Below are 16001 nucleotides of genomic sequence, written 5' to 3'. Positions count from 1 at the left end.
TAACTCTGTCTCGCTATGTTGTGTTTGTGACATCGCTGGCCGAAATCCCTCCTCCACAGCAGGGCGCGTTGCACCAGGTGCCCGCTCCGCTCCCGCCGCTGTGCCACGTGACGGTGGTGGGGCCGCGCAGGAAGGCCGACCTGGCACTGCCCGCCGACATCCCGCTGCCGCACGTCCTGCCGGGGTTGCTCAGAGCCATGGGCGAGCTGGGCGGCGACATCGCCACCGCGCCCGGCTGGACGCTCCAGCGGCTCGGCGGCCCCCCCTTCGACCTGGGACAGAGCCTCGGCGCGCTCGGCGTGCTGGACGGCGAGATCCTCTACCTGCGCCCGCGCGCGGTGTCGCTGCCGCCGGCCAGGTTCGACGACGTCGCCGACGTGGTCGCCACCGGCGTGCGCGAGGGCAAGGGCAAGTGGTCGCCCGAGCTGACCCGCGGGCTCGGCGGCGGGGCGGCCTGCGGGCTGCTCGTCGCCGGCGCCGTGGCGCTGGCCTTCGGCGGCCTGACCCCGATGGTGACCGCGATCGTGGCCGGGTCGCTCGCGCTGCTGGTCGTCGGCGTGGGGATGGCCATCTCGCGCGCGGTCGGCGACTCGGGCTCCGGCGCGCTGATCGGCTACGCCGCCCTCCCGTACGCGTTCCTGGCCGGGCTGCTGGCCCCGGCGGCCGGCGGCGGGCTGATGACCATCGGCGCGCCGCAACTGCTCGGAGCCCTGGCCTGCACCGCGCTGGTGGCCACGCTCGGCGGCACCGCGATCGCCGACGGCGTGCCGGGCTTCCTCGGCACGGCCATCGCCTCGATGACCGGCGCGATCTGCGCGGCCGTGGTCATGGTGACCGGGGCGTCGCCCGCGGGCGTGGCGGCCGTGGGCGCGGCCTTCGTGATGGCGCTCAGCCCGCTGGTGCCCGTGTTGTCGTTCCGGCTGGCCCGCGTGCCGCTGCCGGCCATGCCCACCAACGCCGAGGAGCTGCGCGGCGACAACCAGCGGCTCGACAGCGCCTCGGTGCTGGAGCGCACCGGCGCGGCGCGGCGGTACGCGACCGGCATGGTCGTGGGCGTCTCGCTGGTCGGGGCCGGGGCGCACGCGCTGTTCGTCGCGGACGGCCGGTGGATCTCGGTGGCGATGTCCCTGGTGCTGGCGTTCACGCAGATCATGCGGGCCCGGGTGTTCCAGGGCGTCGGGCAGCGGTTGTGGCTGCTGCTGGTCGGGCTGGGCGCGCTCGCCGCGGTGGCCGTGTCCGTCGGGATCGGCGTGGGCGGCGTGGCCTCGGTGGCCGTGGTGCTCGGGCTGCTGTGGGCGGCCATGGTGGTCGTCGGCATGGGCGTGTGGCTGCCCGGCGGCAGGCCCTCGCCGTTCTGGGGGAGGGCCGCCGACATCACCGAATGGGCGCTGATCGTCGCGCTGGTGCCGCTGGTGCTCGGGGTGCTGGAGGTCTACGCCTGGGTGCGCGGCCTGGCCGGTTGACCGGCTCAGCCGTCCGACAGGGCGCGGCGGCGGATGGTCTCCAGGGCGTCGAGGCGGTCGTGCATCTGCCGCGAGAAGCCGTCCTGGAGGTCCTGGAAGCGCCGAGTGACGGCCTCGGCCGACAGGCCGCCGAACGAGGTGGGCGGGAGCACGTCCCTGAGCCTGCGCGCCTGGTCGTCCTGGGCGGCGCGGACGGCCTGGAGGATCTCGCCGGTCAGCTCGTCCAGCTCCATGCGGCTGGTCCTGGGCGCCAGCCGCAGGTCGTCCAAGCGGCCGCCGGCGTCCACGCGCGCGGTGACGGCGCCGCTGCGGCTCTCGCCCTGGCCGGTGACCTGGCTGAGCTCGTCCAGCGCGCCGGCCAGGTTGCGGACCGAGCGTTCGCTCTCGCTGATCACGCGGTCGAGGTCGTCGGGGTCGAAGTCGATGGGGTCCATGTCCGGCACGCCACCGCCCGGAGGTTAACGAACGGGGAGCGGCGGCTGGCCGGTCCCTGAAGTGATCAAGAAAACCGCGCAAGGAGTGCTGAAACAGGGGCAAAGCGCCGCAACAATCGGGCGTCGTGGCAACGAATCGGGAAATCCATATCACCTCGGCGACCATCGGCAAGACGCGGCAACGGGTGGAGTCCGAGCTGAAGAAGGAGATCATCGGCTTCGTCAAGGGCCTGGTCCCGCTCACGGCCGTGGACGGCCTGGGCTTCGGCGTCCTGGGCAACATGATCATCGCCGGCACGTACCGGTCCGTCATGGACCGCGCCGAGGGCCTGATGACGGAGGCCGAGGACGCCCTGGACGGCTGGTGCGGCGCGCTGACCGTCTGCGAGCGCAACTGGCGCGCGGCCGAGGACGCCAGCATCATCCAGTACCGCAAATGAGCGACCCCTACCTCAAGGCCGTCAACAAGGGCCGGGGCGGCTCGGGCGGCGGCGGTTCCCTGCTCAAGGCGGTCAACAAGGGCGGCTCCGTCGGGCCGCCGCGATCGCCGTCGATCCCGCTCAACCCGGCCACCGGCAAGTTCGGCCCAGTCGGCGCCGGCGCCGGCGCCGCGGAGTCGCTCAGCACGAGGGTGCTGAACCTGCTGAGGAGCGTGGGCCGGTTCTCGCCGTACCTGGTGGCCGTCGCGGGCATCGTGGCGGTGGGCGCGGCGGACGAGTTCGCCATGGCCGAGGCGGCCAACACCTGGAAGTACGGCATCAGCGCCCGCCTCGACGACGGCGTCAAGAACCTCATGCCGCAGATCCTGGCCACCTCCAGGACCGGCTGGATCGCCGCCGACCAGACGGAGTTCGGCCGCGTGCAGGCGCTGTTCCACCAGGAGATCGGGGCGCTGCGCAACTCGTTCGGCGAGATCGGCGGCGTGCTGGACGAGGTGGCCGCCGGGGTCCGCAACTACTGGATGCAGATCGGCTCGACGGTCGTGTCGGGGATCACGCTGCTGCTCGCGGCCCTGCGGATGAAGACCACGCCGGTCCCGCAGGTCGCGGCGGCCGGGATGATCCTGGAGCACCTCGTCGGCACGGCGATGATCAGCGCCGCCGCCGTCATGACGGGGGCGCTGGCGCAGCTGCTCAGGGGCGGCATGCAGGTGCTCGGGACGCTGGTCAGGAAGCAGCACCAGTTCGGCTTCGTGCTGCCGGAGGGCGCGGCCGCCATCGACTTCGGCCGGGCCACGATCGACGCCAGGAACCTGCCCTCCTTCCAGGAGCCCGCCGCGCCCGGCCAGTTGCCCGCCGGCTACCAGAACTTCGACTGGGTCGTCCCCGAAGTGACCACCACGAAGCCCTGATTGTGGTTAACTCGCACGGATGTGCCCTATGGGAGGGATGGTGTCGGTGACGGATTTCGGGGACTTCGGCAACATCGACATGGACCGGCTCATTGACAGCATGGACCAGCAGCTCAGCAAGTCCGAGGAGCTGCAGAAGGCCATGTCCGCCCTGGTGGGCCGGGGGGAGGACGAAGGCCACCTGGTCGTCGTCGAGTACGCCCACGAGGGCCTGCGCACCCTGGACATCCGGCCCAAGGCGATGCGGCTGAGCGCGGTCGAGCTCTCGGAGCGGATCAAGGCCGCCATCGAGGAGGCGACCGCCGACCTCCAGCGCCAGGCTGACGAGCTCATGACGGAGATGTTCGGCGAGGCCGGCAACCCGCTGCGCATGATGGAGAACCCCGACCGCGCGCTGCGCCACGTCCGCAAGGCGGAGGCCAGCTACGAACGGGCCTTCGAGGACGTTATGGGAGAACTAGACAGAATCCGTCGCGAACTGGACCTGTGATTGACCAGGGCGTTTGCTGACATGTCGAGAAGTTGTTACATCTAGGCCATTGAGTCTGCTGTTACTCATGGGCTCTTTGGTGCTTATATGGGTTAGCGACCGAAATGATCGTTACGGAGGTGACGAGTGTCCGAATTCTTTGGGGCAAGCCCGAGCCAGATCAAGGTGGCCTCTGGCCACGTGGTGGACACCGCCCAGTACATCGAGGGTCTGAGGACGGCGGTGGAGACGACCGCCAACGGCCTTCTCGCGACCGGCTGGCTCGGCCCGGCGGCGGCCCGGTTCAAGAACGCCATGACCAACTGGGACAACTCCATGCGGAACGTACGGACCGACCTGGAGGGCATCGCCGACAAGATGGGCGTCAACGCGGTCGTCTACTCCGCGGCCGACCAGGACGTCCAGGCCGGTATGGGCCGCGTCGAGTCCCTGATCAACGTCGACATCAAGTAGGAGGGGGACCGCGGTGTCAGCTGAGCTCGACTTCACCAAAGTCAACTTCGGGCACATGGAGCTCGCCCAGAGCGACTTCATCAAGATCCTCGGTTCCTTCGAGAAGGCCACCGACGACCTGATGGCCCGGCTGAAGAACGACCTGGCCGGTCATTGGGAGGGCCCGGACGGCGCCGAGACGTTCTTCCGGCAGCACGAGCAGAAGTGGCAGGCCGCGGCCGCCCAGATGCGCGGGCAGCTGGACGAGCTGCAGAAGGCCGTCCAGATCGCGAACGAGAACTACCGCGCGGCCGAGAACCGCAACAAGTCCATCTGGTACGACGGCTGACGTCTTCTGCTCGGCCACCCGCGCGGTGGCCGAGCCTGGTGAGGGGAGGATCATGGCCGGGCTCGAACCCGAACCGTGGCCGGGGCTCGACGACACCGACGCCGAGCTCTACTACAACGTGGGCAAGATGCGGGCCATCGCCGACGACCTGGAGATCGCCCTGGCGGGCACGCAGGGCGCCGGCGGCAACAGGGACGGCGTCACCGGCTCGGTGGAGACCCTCACGAGGTACTTCGCGCTGGGCGAGGAGCACATAGGGCGGTGGCCGGCGGCCAGCGCCCTCGCGCACAGCGTGGGCAGCACCGGCGCGGACCCCGGCGGCCAGGTGTCGATGGAGGGCCGCGGAGCGCTGCTGACCGCCCTGTACCAGGACTACGTCGAGTGCTGCCAGAAACTGGTCAAGGCCATCAGGGACAGCGCCGACAGTTACGCCAAGACGAACCCGGGCCGAGAGTGAGCAGCGTTGGCTGAGCGCAAGGTCGACATCCGTGACAATTCCCGGCGGCCGAAGAGCGAGCCGGTCACCGCGTCGCGGGAGCAGATCGAGGGATGGCTCAAGGCGACCTCCGCCATGGAGGTGCACGACCGGGGCCTGTCCTACAAGCAGGTGGCCAAGGTCATCCGCGGGGTGGCCGACGCGCTGCCGCAGATCGGCAAGGATCTGTCCGGCGCCTGGCGGTCGGACAGCTCCGCCCAGGCGCAGCGGGCGCTCCAGCTGCTCAACGCCTCGGGGCACGAGATCGCCGAGGCCATGGAGAAGATGTCCGAGGCGCTGATCCTGTACGGGCGCGACTACCTGCCCAAGGCGATCGAAGAGGTCGAGGCCGCCAAGAACCAGAAGACGGCGGTCCCGGCGCCCTCGCCGGGACCGGCGCCGAAGCCGCCGTCCACGACGCCGTCGCCGTCGGTCACGCCGCCGGTGCTCGGGCCCGTGACCTCGCACAACGTGCCGGAGCCCACGCCGGGCCTCACCAAGTCGCCCACGGAGATGCAGGCCGACGTCGCCCGGCGGGCGCTGGAGAAGCTCAACAACCACATCGTCGACCTGTACGACTTCCGGATCCCGGAGAGCGTCGTCGTCGAGCTGCCCGAGGTGAAGCCCGCCGAGGCGCCGGCTCCCGAACGGGACATGCCGCTCACCGACCCCTCGCCGTACCGGAAGGGTGCGTACTGGACGGGCGGCGGCCATGACAGCGGCGGCACGGGCGGCTCGACCGGCTCCGGCACGCACGGCGGCTCCGGCGGATCAGGCGGTTCGGGCGGCTCCGGCGGATCGGGCGGCGGCGGCAACGACGGCGGCAACGGCACCGACCACCGCCCCGGGGACCAGAACCCCGGCGGCGACACCCCCGGCACCGACCGGCCGGACACCCCCGGGACGGACACGCCGGGCTCCGGCCAGCCGGGCGGCCAGGACACCGGAGCAGGGTCCGCCGGCTCGGCCACCACCGGCGACGGCACCACGCCTCCCGTGCTCGACAACAACACCACCGGCGACCGCGGCACCCAGTCGCCGGACGTGGACGTCCGCGACCCGCGCGCCACGGAGACCGCCGGTTACCACCCGACGACCACCCCCGGGTACCCCGGCACCCCGAACCAGCCGTTCGTGACCCAGCCCGCCTACCCCTCGCCGTCCGGGGGGACGCCCGCGGTGATCGGCGGCCCCGGCTCGTACGTCCAGGGCAGCGCGCCCGCGGCGGCGGCCCGGGCGGGCGCGATGGGCGGCGCGGGCATGCCGTTCATGCCGTTCGGCGGCGGCGGCGGACCGGCCCCCGAGGAGGGACAGGTCGAGACCTCGACCCTCCTGAAGGAGGACAACGACGTGTGGAGCCACCAGGAGGGCTCCATCTCACCGGTGATCGGCTAAGGAGGCGGCCATGGCGCTCGAACTGGACTCCAACTGGCCCGGCCTCGACGGGGACAAGGACAACTACACCAACCGCACGGAGATCAAGCGCATCGCCGGCGAGCTGAACGAGCTGCTCAAGAAGCTCAAGACACCCTCGCCCCAGCCGGTGACTGCGCCGGAGGCCAACCCCGATCCGCAACTGCCCGCCGGCGCCGGCTCGCTGCCCGATCTCCAGCGCTACTGCGCGCTCAGCCAGAACCAGATGGGCGAGTGGCCCGCCGCCATGCACTTCGGGCTGGCGGTCAACTCGGCCTACTCGCAGCTGATCGGCGAGCCCGGCTCCACCGGCGGCCTGTACGCCTCCATGGTCGGGCAGGGCGACAGCACGGTGGAGGCGCTGCTCGACATCGCCAAGGCGTCCGGCGGGGCCGAGCAGGCGAACGAGGAAGCCGCCGCGCGGCGGGAGGTCTGACACCCATGGCCGAGCCGAAGAAGCAGACGCTCAAGCTCATCTACAACACCGGCCCGGTCGACACCTCCACCCCGGAGGTGTCGTTCCTGGGGAGCATGTTCACCGACACGCTCGACCAGGTCAAGGACTGGATCGACGCCACCGACCCGGAGTCGGTGAAGCTCGCCGGCCTCTATTACACGCGGGCCGAGGCGCTGCTGAACGGTTTCGCCGGCGACCTGAAGGCCAAGGCGACCGAACTGGCCGAGCACTACACGGGCCCGGCCGCCGTCGAGACGCAGAAGCAGCTCCAGACCCTGCACGCCAGCGTGCGCGAGCTGGCCAAGAAGCTCGGCGACATGGGCCGCCCGGTCCATGGGTACGGCCAGACGCTGAACTGGGCGCAGGCCAACGTGGTCGAGTCGATGGACCACGACTCGCGTACCGACCGCGACGTGGACTGGGCCGGGCGGGTGCCGTTCTACCGGCTGTACCGCGGGGACAAGCGGGCCGTCGAGCACCTCAAGAAGGTCAACGAGCGCATCGTCGAGCACTACAAGCAGCTGCCCTCCGAGGTCCAGAGCGCGCTGCCCGACCCGAGCGTCCCGGAGCTGCCGAACTACAACTACGGCGGCGGGATCGGGCCGGGGTCGCCGGGCGTGGACGGCAAGGGCGGGCCGGGCGTCTACCCCGTCTCCTCGTTCGGTCCGGACGCGGTGCCGGGCGGCCCCGGGTACATCGACGGCAAGATGCCGGGTGACGGGGGAGCGGGCGCCTACCCGGCGGTCCACTATCCCGACGGCTCCGGCACGAACGGCTCCGGCGTGAACGTCGGCGGCGTCCAGGGCTACGACCCCGGGGACAACCCGTACGGCGGGGGCGACTCATCGGCGCTGAACGGCGCCTCTCTGGGCTCCGCGCCGACGGCTTCGACCGCCGACCTGCCCTCGGGCGCCGGCGACGGCACCACGCAGCTGGCCGGGTACGACCCGTCCATGTCGGGAATGCCCAACGGCGCCTATCCCACGACTACGGGCGGCTCGCCCTACGGCGGCGGCGGCGTGGGATCGGGGACCGCTGGCGGCTTCGCAGCGGGCGAGGGCGGGGCGGCGGGCGCCGCCATGCGCGGCGCCGGCGGCGCGGGCGGCTTCGTCTCCCCCGGCATGATGGGCGGAATGCCCGCTCGTGGCGGCGAGAGCGGCGAGAAGCGCGACAGCGAGAACACGACCTGGCTCGCCGAGGACGACGACGTGTGGGGCGGCCCGGAGGGCACCACGCCGAGCACGCTCACCTGAGGCCGCACTGCGCGCTCACCCGGCGCCCGGAGCCGCCGCACCACGCCCGCGGGCCGATCCTCGCGACCGGCCCGCCCCTGGCGCGCGGCCCGCTGCCCGGCCGCGAGCCGTTCCCCGTGCGGGAAACGCAAGCGCGGGGAACGCAAGCGCGGGGAACGCAAGCGCGGGGAACGCAAGCGCGGGGAACGCAAGCGCGGGGAACGCAAGCGCGGGGAACGCAAGCGCGGGGAACGCAAGTGCGGGGAACGCAAGTGCGGGGAACGCAAGTGCGGGGAACGCAAGTGCGCGGGGCGCCCGCAGGCGCCGCCCCGCTCATGGACGCGCGGTCGCGTCAGCCCCAGTGGCAGCCGCAGTATCGGCCCCAGTGTCGGCCCCAGTGTCGGCCCCAGTGTCGGCCCCAGTGTCGGCCCCGGTGTCGGCCCCGGTGTCGGCCCCGGTGTCGGCCCCGGTGTCGGCCCCAGTGTCGGCCCCAGTGTCGGCCCCAGTGCCGGCCCCGGTGTCGGCCGCAGCGTCAGCCGCAGTGCTCGAAGGGGCTGTCGTACGCGTTGGAGCCGATCGCGCCGCCCCACTTCACGCAGGTACGCAGGGCCTTGGCCCGGACCGGACCGGCGTAGTACTGGTAGCTGCCCGCGTCGGTGCTCCTGGCCTTGCCCTTGACCTCCAGGTAGGCCCGCACGGCCGCCTTGCCCGCGCCGCTGTTGCGCAGCGTGGTGACGCAGTTCTGGCCGGTGGAGGCGGAGTACAGCAGGACGACCCGGCCCTGGTTGCCGAGCGGCGCGGAGTCGATCTGCTTGTAGCCCGCGCCGCAGACCTGCTCGGCCGAGTACGGGTTGCCGCCGCCGGTGCTGGGCTTGCCCGGGTTGGCCGGCGCGGGCGTGCCGCCGCCGCCCTGGCAGTTGTTCGACTTCAGCGTCTGGTGGGTGTAGCCGAAGGTGGCGCCGTTGAACCTGGCCGCCACGATCTTGCCCGACGACGTGCGCTGCTCGTAGTGCAGGTGGGCGATGATGCCCTTGTACTTGGCCGAGGTGTTGCCCACCTGGCCGACCTGCTGGCCCTGCGCGACGTTCGCGCCCACGGAGACCGTGCGCTTCTTCATGTGGGCGTACAGCGAGACGCTGCCGTCGGCGTGCCGGATCTTGACCACGTTGCCGAAGCCGTCGGTGGTCCGGTACTCCGACATGATGACCTTGCCGGCCGCCGAGGCCACCACGGTACGGCCCATGTCGGCGTTGCCGTCGTTGTACGAGCCGTTGAAGTCGATCTCGTAGCCACCGGTGTGCGCGCTGCTGTCGTTGCTGTCGCCGGTCCAGGTCTCGCCACATGGGAACGGAAGCTGGTGGACGACGGCGGCGCTGGCGCTGGCCGCGCTGGTGCCGGTGAGGGGCAACGCGGCGATGCCGCACACGCCCACAATCAGGGTCTTGATCCGCATATGGGAAAGGCTGCCATCCTGATCAACGGCCAGTCTAGATCATTCGCAAAGTGTTCACGCTAAAAGTTGATATTTGTCGATATCGTAGCCAGGACTGTGCAAAACGCAGTTTTCGGACAGGGAGGGTCGGATGGGCGCAGGGGAGAGCACCACGCCTGGTTTGGGGCAATACCCGCAGGGGGGCTCCCTCGCCGGGGCCACGATCCAGTTCAAGGACAAGAAGATCAGCGAGCTCGGCAGCAACATGGCCGAGCAGGAGCCCGGCATGGGCACGATCGAGACGAACACCAAGGCGATCAGCGTCGACTTCCCCGGGTTCGGCATCGTCGGCATCGGCCTCTCGTACGCCCACGAGCAGATCAAGGGTGGCGCGAGCGGCGCGATCAGCATGGCCAGGACCGCCCTGCGCGACTACAAGACCGCGCTGGAGCAGCTGGAGAAGAACTACGAGAAGGTCGACAAGGACAACGACGGCCTGATCAGCCAGTACGGCGACGACAATCCCACCGGTCCCGGCGGGCCCACCGGGCCCGGTCCGGGCGGCATCGACCCGAACAGCTTGGGCGGCGGGGGCGGCAAGATGCCACCGATCGACATGCCGGACGACAAGCTCCCGGACAACAAGCTGCCGGACAACAAGCTCCCCGACAACAAGCTGCCGGACGACAAGCTCCCCGACGACAAGTTGCCCGACGACAAGTTGCCGGACAACAAGCTGCCGGACCAGAACATCCCGAAGCCCGACTATCCCGACCCCAGCAAGCTGAACCCGAACCTGCCGGACCCCAACGGGCTGAACACGAACCTGCCGAAGACGCCGTCCATCGAGGACCAGCTCAACCACGGCATCCCGGACCCGTCCCAGACCAAGCTGTCCGGTCTGGACCCCAACGCCCTGAACTCCGCCATTCCCGGCACCGGCAATCTGACCGGCCGTCCCATCGATTACCCCACGACGGGCGGCTACGGCGGCTCGTCGGGCCCCGGCGGGACCACCACGGGCGCGGGCGCGGCCGCCGCCGGGCGCGGCGCTGGCATGCCGGGCATGTCAGGCATGCCATTCATGCCCATGTCGGGCGGCGCGGCCGGCAACGACCAGAACCGCGATCGGGAGAAGGCCGAGTACGTACGCGGCGACGAGAACGACTGGGTGGACGACATGGACATCGCACCGCCGGTCATCGGCGAGTGAGAAGGGGCAGGACGAGATGGCCCAATACGACAGCGACCGGTGGCAGATCCTCTCGGCGGCCGCCATGGCCGGCGCATCCGCCTTGGTGCTGAGCCAGTACCCGATAGCCAGGAACCTGGCGCTCATGATCGGGACGCTCGTGTCCAACCCGGGGGACATAGCCAAGGCGGCGGTGGAGTGGGTGGCGCCGACCGACGGCCATTCGGGGGTGGACTTCGAGTCCATCAAGACGGAGCTCGTCAAGCTGAAGAAGGACATCGAGGAGAAGGGGTACTGGAAGGGGCCGGCCTGGTTCGTGTTCAGCGAGTCCGTGGACCTGTTCGCCGAGCAACTGGAAGCCGCCTCGACGTACTTCAAGGGCGTCGGCGGCGGCATGGAGCACATGGCCACGCTCTACCACTGGGCCGTGCTGGTCGCCGTCGCGGTGGCCTTCGCCATGGGGCTCGCAGCCGTGTGGGAGCTGGCGTCCTATCTCATCCCCGGCCCAGGAAAGCTCGCGGCCAGGATCACGATCAGCGGCTTCCTCACCGCGCTCGGGCATGCCCTCAGGAACGTCGTCAGCAAGAAGGTCAAGTCCGTGGCCATGCTGACCGGCGTCCTCGTCATGGTGAACGGCATGTGCGCCATGATGACCCAGTCCATCGACAAGGGCCGCCCCAAGCCCGACTTCGCACCCGCCGCCCTGGAGTACGCGCCCCCCACCAGCGAGGAGGCGCCCGGCACCCTGCAGCGCAAGAACGGCGGCATGCCGAGCATGAACCTGCCCGGCGGCGGCCTCATCTAGCCGGGTCGCACCCCCGCCCGGCGGTCTCCGGGCGGGGCGTCGCTCACTGGGCCGTCACCTGCATCGGTGAGCGCGCCGCCGCCGGGTCGAGCGCCGGGCCCTCCGGGATCAGGTGGACGAGGTTGTAGGGCACCGGCGTGACGTCCTCGGCGCCGTACCCCAGCTTGTTGATCTGGTCCCCGCTCTGCAGCGGGAACTTCCTGCCCTGGTCGGTGAGCAGGAAGTAGGTCTGCATGAACGCCTTCTGGCCGTCCCCGGGCAGCAGACCGCCCAGCGCCGCGCCTCCGGCGGGCAGCAGCACCTGGTCGAAGTGCTCCTGGTCGCTGCGGGCCGCGGGCACGGGAATGGCCATCGTCGCGCCGACCGTGATCTTCGCCTGCGCGGAGCCGTTCTGCGTGTCGGCGTACACCGCGCACAGCGCCGCCGAGGACGTGACCGTTCTGGGCAGGCTCGTCGGCAGGCCGCCGACCGTGAGGATCGCGCGGGAGGCCCTGCCGTTCGCGGTGGCCGCGTCGATCTCGATCGGGACGGCGGCGCGCCTGCCGTACGCGGCCTTGGTCTTCGGGTCGGCGAGCAGCAGCGTCGCCTGGGTGAGGTTGACGGGGGCGAGGCCGTCGGCGAGCAGCACGTACCAGCGGTCGGGAGCCCCGCCCATGCCCTTCACGGTGTAGACCTGACCGACCGCGCCCCTGCCGCCCCCGGGGGCGACGGCGCGCCGGCCCAGGCCGGTGATGGCCGGCGGCATGAAGTCGGGGCCGGGAGGGATCGCGTTGATCCAGGTCGAGGGCACCCTTCTGGGATGCGCGTTGAGCGCGCGCACACCCGTGTCGCTCACCTTCATGCGCCGGTCGTTCCAGACCACCCAGCCCTGCTGCCCGTCCGTGACGACCAGCGCGTCGCCGCCCACGGGTGTCCCGCCGACGTCCTGTCCGCCCACCAGCGTGACGTACGGCCCCCGCGCCCCGGCGGCCTGCGCCGGCTCGGTCACGCAGGCCGACCACGGGCCCTTCACCAGCTTCTCGCGGGCCGGAAGGCTGTCCGGCGCGCCCGCGATGCCCACCAGCGGCCCGCGCGGCAGCGTCGCCAGCGACGCGGCGGAGACGTTGCGCACCTTGAAATCGGTCGCGTCGAGCAGCAGCAGCGCCGAGACGTAGTTGGCCGTCGGCAGCAGCCGCCCCTGCTCCTGGCTGTAGACGTAGGTGGCGCCCGTCTCCTCCTCGACCAGCAGCTGGCCGGCGTCGGTCAGGTTCGTCGCGCCCCCTGGCTTGAGCAGCCCCCAGATCCCGAACACCGCCGCGATGAGCACGCCCACGAGCACGCCGCAGAACATCGCCACGTTGAGCCGCCGCATGGGCGTCTCCGGCACATCGGGCTCAGCCTGCAGCAACGCCATGCCCAGGCGCTGCTGCATCAGCCGATGAGCCTGGTAGAGGTCCTTCCGGGTCTGCATGTCACCTCTCCCCGTATCGCAGGGATCAGCATAGAACGCTCTTGTGTCATGAACCCCTACGGAAGTAGCAAACCCCAATAGAACGCCCACGGAACGAACGCCACACCCGCCACGACGAGCAGGCCCAGCCGTACCCGCTCACCGGTCGCGCGTGCCCGCCGCCACGTGCGGGCCGCGAACACCGTCGCCACGACGGTGGCCACCGCCAGGGCCTGCAGCGCCAGCCAGACGAGCGGCCTGCCGAGAAGCATCGGCCCGGGCGCGGCCAGCTTCCCGCCGGTGGAGATCAGATAGAACAGGTAGGCGAACCCGCCGATCACCGCCACGAGCCCGCCAGCACTGACCACCCGAGCCGCCACCGTCCCTGTGACCGACGTGGCTGGGGCCGCTCCCGCTTGTCCGGTCGGCGTGCCTCGGGTCGGTGTCCTTTCTTTGACCGGCGCGCCTTGGGCCGGTGTCGTTTCTTTGGTCGGCGTGCCCCGGGCTGCGCCGCGGCCCCGGATCCGCCGGACCGCGGCGACCGCCGGATATCCGGCGAACCCGGCCAGGAACAGCGCCAGCACCGCCATCTGCGCGGAGGCCGACTCCCACCAGGCGGGAGGCGGCGTCCCGACGGAGTCCTCCGCCTGGACGGGCGCCGGCCCCGACACCTCCGCGACCGGAGCCCGACCCGAGGTCGCCTTCGCCACCCAGCCGCCCACCAGCTCGGCGTAACCGGGAGCGAGCTCGGGCAGACGCGTGACGCCGCCGTCCGGGGTCACGTGAGCCGCGTGATCGGCCTTCTCGAAGAACCGGAACGTGTACCGCCTGTTGCTGCCCTTCTCCAACGCCGCGCGGAACAGCGGCGGCGTCTCGCGGGGCGGGGTCAGCAGGTCGTGCACGCCCCAGATCGCCAGCACCGGCTGCCGTACCGCGGCCAGGACCGGCTCGGGGTCGTAGTAGGGCTCCGGGAACATGCCCCCGTCCGCGATCACCCGGTACAGGTTCGGCTCGGCGTGATCGACCAGCGACCCGCCGACCCCCGCCTTGCGCAACCCGGCCGCCACGGCCCACGACTGCTGACGCAGGGGTCGCAACGCGTTGGCCCCGACCACCACCACGAACGCGATGTCCTTGGACTTGGAGGCGGCGAGCGGCGCCACCCACCCGCCCTCGCTGAGCCCCCAGACGCCAACCTTGCCGGGATCGACCCCGGGCTCCTTGCGCAGCGTCGCGACCGCGCCGAGCGCGTCCTCGGCGAGCTGCGCGTACGACCGCTGGAACAGCGAATAGCCCACCGAACGCTTGTCGTAGATCAGGACGGTCAGGCCCTGCCGGGCGAAGGCGACGGCCTCACCCAGCAGCTTCTCCCGAGGCGTCCCCGTCCCCGCCCCATGCACCAGAACAACCCCAGCCCGCCCGGCCACCCCGTTCCGGCTCTCCCCAGTCGCCCGCCCGGTCTGCGACGTGCCCTCGGTCTGGGACGCGCCCCCAGCCTGGGCCTTGTTTCCGAGCTGATCCTCAGTCCCGACCTGGCCTGTACCCCCGACCTGCGCTGTACCTCCGACCTGGGCTGTGCCGGCGGTCTGTGCTGTGCCTCCGATCTGGCGCGTACTCCGGGTCTGGGCTGTGTCTCCGGGCTGCGGCGGACTCGCGGGCTGTGCCGCGCTGCCGGCGCCTGAGCGGTTGATCGCGCTGGCTGACGGGCTGATCACGCTGCCGCGCAGCTCAAGCCCGCCGCTGCCGCGGAACGTCACCTCATGAACCGTCAGGTCACCCGGAACCGCGGGGCCACCAAGAGCCGCGTGTCCACCAGGAGCCGCGAGGCCACCGGGGGCCGCCTGCCCCCCCAGAGCCGCCAAGCCGCCTGGGGCCGCCGCGCCGCCTGGAGCGGCCTGGCCACTGAGAGTCGGCAGGGCGCCCGAAACCGCCGGGCCCGCGCGATCGGGCAGAACCGACCCGGCCCCGGCGGCGCGCCTTCCCTCGCCGACCGTCGCGGCCTTCTGAGCGAGATCGGCGGTCGTTGCGGCGTTCGACGTGAGGTCGGCGGCGGGGGCGGCACGCCCCAGCCCGGGCGTACTGAGCCATAACAGGGCACCGGCGACGGCGCTGAGGGAGACGGCGGCAGAGGCCGTGAAGACGTTTCGCATAATGCCGACAGTAGTCTGCAGAGAGATGTCGGCAAAGACATGTCTGCAGATATCGTTCTCAAGGACTAGCCTGCTCCTCATGAAGGACGACGAGCCCCTGGTGCTCCACGATCCCGACCGGCTCAAAGCCCTGGCCCATCCCATGCGCCGCCGCATGCTGACCCACCTGAACATCCACGGCCCCGCCACCTCCACCACCCTCGGCGAACTGCTCGGCGCCAAGACCGGCACCACCAGCTACCACCTGCGCCAGCTGGAGAAGTACGGCTTCATCGAGGAGATCCCCGAACGTTCCTCCGGCCGCGAACGCTGGTGGCGCCGCGCCGACCTCCCCAGGGACATCCGCCTCCCCGAGCCCGGCGACCTCGGCCCGGAGGATCAGGCGGTCCTGACCGAGTTCCACCGAATCGGACTCGAGGAGGACCGCGCCTTGCTGGACCGCCTCCCCGCCGCCTTCCAGACCGACCCCGACTGGGTGAAGGGCTCCCGGGGCCTCGCCCGCATGACCAAGGACGAGCTCAGGGAGTTCCACGACGCTTACGTGGCCCTGCTCCTGAAATACAGCCATCCCGCGGACGAGGCCCCACCCGACGCTCGCCCCCTGTACGTCCGCATGTACACCCTCCCCGCCGACGACACCTGACCCCACCCCCCACACCCCCGCCGCCCCCACGCGCCGGGCCCCAGGGAGGCGGCGCGGAGCGGCGTGGGCCCGCACACCCTCGCCGTCCGACGCCCCCGATCCTGGACGCCAGACAAGGTCCGCCAGACGTCCGTGGCTTACACGCGGTGGGGACTAGGAAGGGCTGGCTCGGAATGGGCAGGCGCGTACACCCTCCCGTCCGGCAATCCTGATCTTGGATGCCACGCACAGGCCAGGCCGGCGCCGGCGTCCCT

The 16001-nt window shown here is 71.2% G+C and carries 17 protein-coding genes; 13 read left to right on the top strand and 4 right to left on the bottom strand.

What is annotated here, in order from left to right; genetic code table 11:
• Positions 1 to 26: 26 nt before the first annotated feature.
• Positions 27 to 1463 (top strand): type VII secretion integral membrane protein EccD, encoded by a 1437-nt coding sequence (gene eccD, locus ACFYYW_RS09675; RefSeq protein WP_387646906.1) that lies wholly within the window; start codon positions 27 to 29, stop codon positions 1461 to 1463.
• A 5-nt stretch (positions 1464 to 1468) separates the two neighbouring features.
• Here the strand turns inward: eccD and ACFYYW_RS09670 are convergent, their stop codons facing one another.
• Positions 1469 to 1897, bottom strand: coding sequence for a YbaB/EbfC family nucleoid-associated protein (locus ACFYYW_RS09670; protein WP_387646903.1), 429 nt, complete (start codon positions 1895 to 1897; stop codon positions 1469 to 1471).
• A 125-nt stretch (positions 1898 to 2022) separates the two neighbouring features.
• Between ACFYYW_RS09670 and ACFYYW_RS09665 the strand changes: the two genes are divergently transcribed.
• The 9 genes from ACFYYW_RS09665 to ACFYYW_RS09625 all read left to right on the top strand — a co-directional run bounded on the left by ACFYYW_RS09665 (position 2023) and on the right by ACFYYW_RS09625 (position 8117).
• A complete protein-coding gene (locus ACFYYW_RS09665) occupies positions 2023 to 2337 on the top strand; it encodes a hypothetical protein (RefSeq protein ID WP_352325330.1) in 315 nt (104 codons plus the stop codon).
• Positions 2334 to 3248, top strand: a complete 915-nt coding sequence (locus ACFYYW_RS09660; RefSeq protein ID WP_387646901.1) for a WXG100 family type VII secretion target — start codon at positions 2334 to 2336, stop codon at positions 3246 to 3248. Before ACFYYW_RS09665 ends, ACFYYW_RS09660 begins: the two co-directional genes overlap by 4 nt.
• A gap of 46 nt (positions 3249 to 3294) precedes the next feature.
• Complete coding sequence (locus tag ACFYYW_RS09655) at positions 3295 to 3738, top strand: YbaB/EbfC family nucleoid-associated protein (RefSeq protein WP_352325326.1); 444 nt, start codon at positions 3295 to 3297, stop codon at positions 3736 to 3738.
• A gap of 126 nt (positions 3739 to 3864) precedes the next feature.
• Complete coding sequence (locus tag ACFYYW_RS09650) at positions 3865 to 4191, top strand: WXG100 family type VII secretion target (protein WP_358282492.1); 327 nt, start codon at positions 3865 to 3867, stop codon at positions 4189 to 4191.
• A 13-nt stretch (positions 4192 to 4204) separates the two neighbouring features.
• Complete coding sequence (locus tag ACFYYW_RS09645; RefSeq protein ID WP_387646896.1) at positions 4205 to 4519, top strand: WXG100 family type VII secretion target; 315 nt, start codon at positions 4205 to 4207, stop codon at positions 4517 to 4519.
• Positions 4520 to 4571: 52 nt separating this feature from the next.
• Positions 4572 to 4976, top strand: coding sequence for a hypothetical protein (locus ACFYYW_RS09640; RefSeq protein ID WP_387646893.1), 405 nt, complete (start codon positions 4572 to 4574; stop codon positions 4974 to 4976).
• Positions 4977 to 4982: 6 nt separating this feature from the next.
• Positions 4983 to 6389, top strand: coding sequence for a hypothetical protein (locus tag ACFYYW_RS09635; RefSeq protein WP_387646890.1), 1407 nt, complete (start codon positions 4983 to 4985; stop codon positions 6387 to 6389).
• A gap of 10 nt (positions 6390 to 6399) precedes the next feature.
• The gene (locus tag ACFYYW_RS09630; RefSeq protein ID WP_387646887.1) at positions 6400 to 6843 is read left to right on the top strand and encodes a hypothetical protein; all 444 of its coding nucleotides are present in this window, start codon (positions 6400 to 6402) and stop codon (positions 6841 to 6843) included.
• Between the two features lie 5 nt (positions 6844 to 6848).
• On the top strand, positions 6849 to 8117 hold the full coding sequence (locus ACFYYW_RS09625; RefSeq protein ID WP_387646884.1) for a hypothetical protein: 1269 nt from the start codon (positions 6849 to 6851) through the stop codon (positions 8115 to 8117).
• A 511-nt stretch (positions 8118 to 8628) separates the two neighbouring features.
• On the opposite strand, the gene ACFYYW_RS09620 is transcribed toward ACFYYW_RS09625, so the two are convergent.
• Complete coding sequence (locus ACFYYW_RS09620) at positions 8629 to 9549, bottom strand: M23 family metallopeptidase (RefSeq protein WP_352325319.1); 921 nt, start codon at positions 9547 to 9549, stop codon at positions 8629 to 8631.
• 130 nt (positions 9550 to 9679) lie between these two features.
• Between ACFYYW_RS09620 and ACFYYW_RS09615 the strand changes: the two genes are divergently transcribed.
• Both ACFYYW_RS09615 and ACFYYW_RS09610 read left to right on the top strand, forming a co-directional pair.
• Positions 9680 to 10741 carry a hypothetical protein gene (locus tag ACFYYW_RS09615; RefSeq protein ID WP_387646881.1) on the top strand — a complete coding sequence of 354 codons (1062 nt, stop codon included), beginning with the start codon at positions 9680 to 9682 and terminating at the stop codon, positions 10739 to 10741.
• A gap of 16 nt (positions 10742 to 10757) precedes the next feature.
• Positions 10758 to 11525 (top strand): hypothetical protein, encoded by a 768-nt coding sequence (locus tag ACFYYW_RS09610; protein ID WP_387646879.1) that lies wholly within the window; start codon positions 10758 to 10760, stop codon positions 11523 to 11525.
• 43 nt (positions 11526 to 11568) lie between these two features.
• On the opposite strand, the gene eccB is transcribed toward ACFYYW_RS09610, so the two are convergent.
• Both eccB and ACFYYW_RS09600 read right to left on the bottom strand, forming a co-directional pair.
• Positions 11569 to 12975, bottom strand: a complete 1407-nt coding sequence (gene eccB / locus ACFYYW_RS09605) for a type VII secretion protein EccB (protein ID WP_387646876.1) — start codon at positions 12973 to 12975, stop codon at positions 11569 to 11571.
• 56 nt (positions 12976 to 13031) lie between these two features.
• Positions 13032 to 14354: an alpha/beta hydrolase family protein gene (locus ACFYYW_RS09600; protein WP_387646874.1), complete on the bottom strand. Its 1323-nt coding sequence runs from the start codon at positions 14352 to 14354 to the stop codon at positions 13032 to 13034.
• Positions 14355 to 15183: 829 nt separating this feature from the next.
• Here ACFYYW_RS09600 and ACFYYW_RS09595 point away from each other — a divergent pair.
• On the top strand, positions 15184 to 15747 hold the full coding sequence (locus tag ACFYYW_RS09595; protein WP_352325807.1) for a helix-turn-helix domain-containing protein: 564 nt from the start codon (positions 15184 to 15186) through the stop codon (positions 15745 to 15747).
• Positions 15748 to 16001 lie beyond the last annotated feature (254 nt).

Source organism: Nonomuraea sp. NPDC001831 (genome assembly GCF_042892035.1).
Taxonomy (GTDB): domain Bacteria; phylum Actinomycetota; class Actinomycetes; order Streptosporangiales; family Streptosporangiaceae; genus Nonomuraea.
This window is presented reverse-complemented; position numbering and strand designations above follow the sequence as displayed.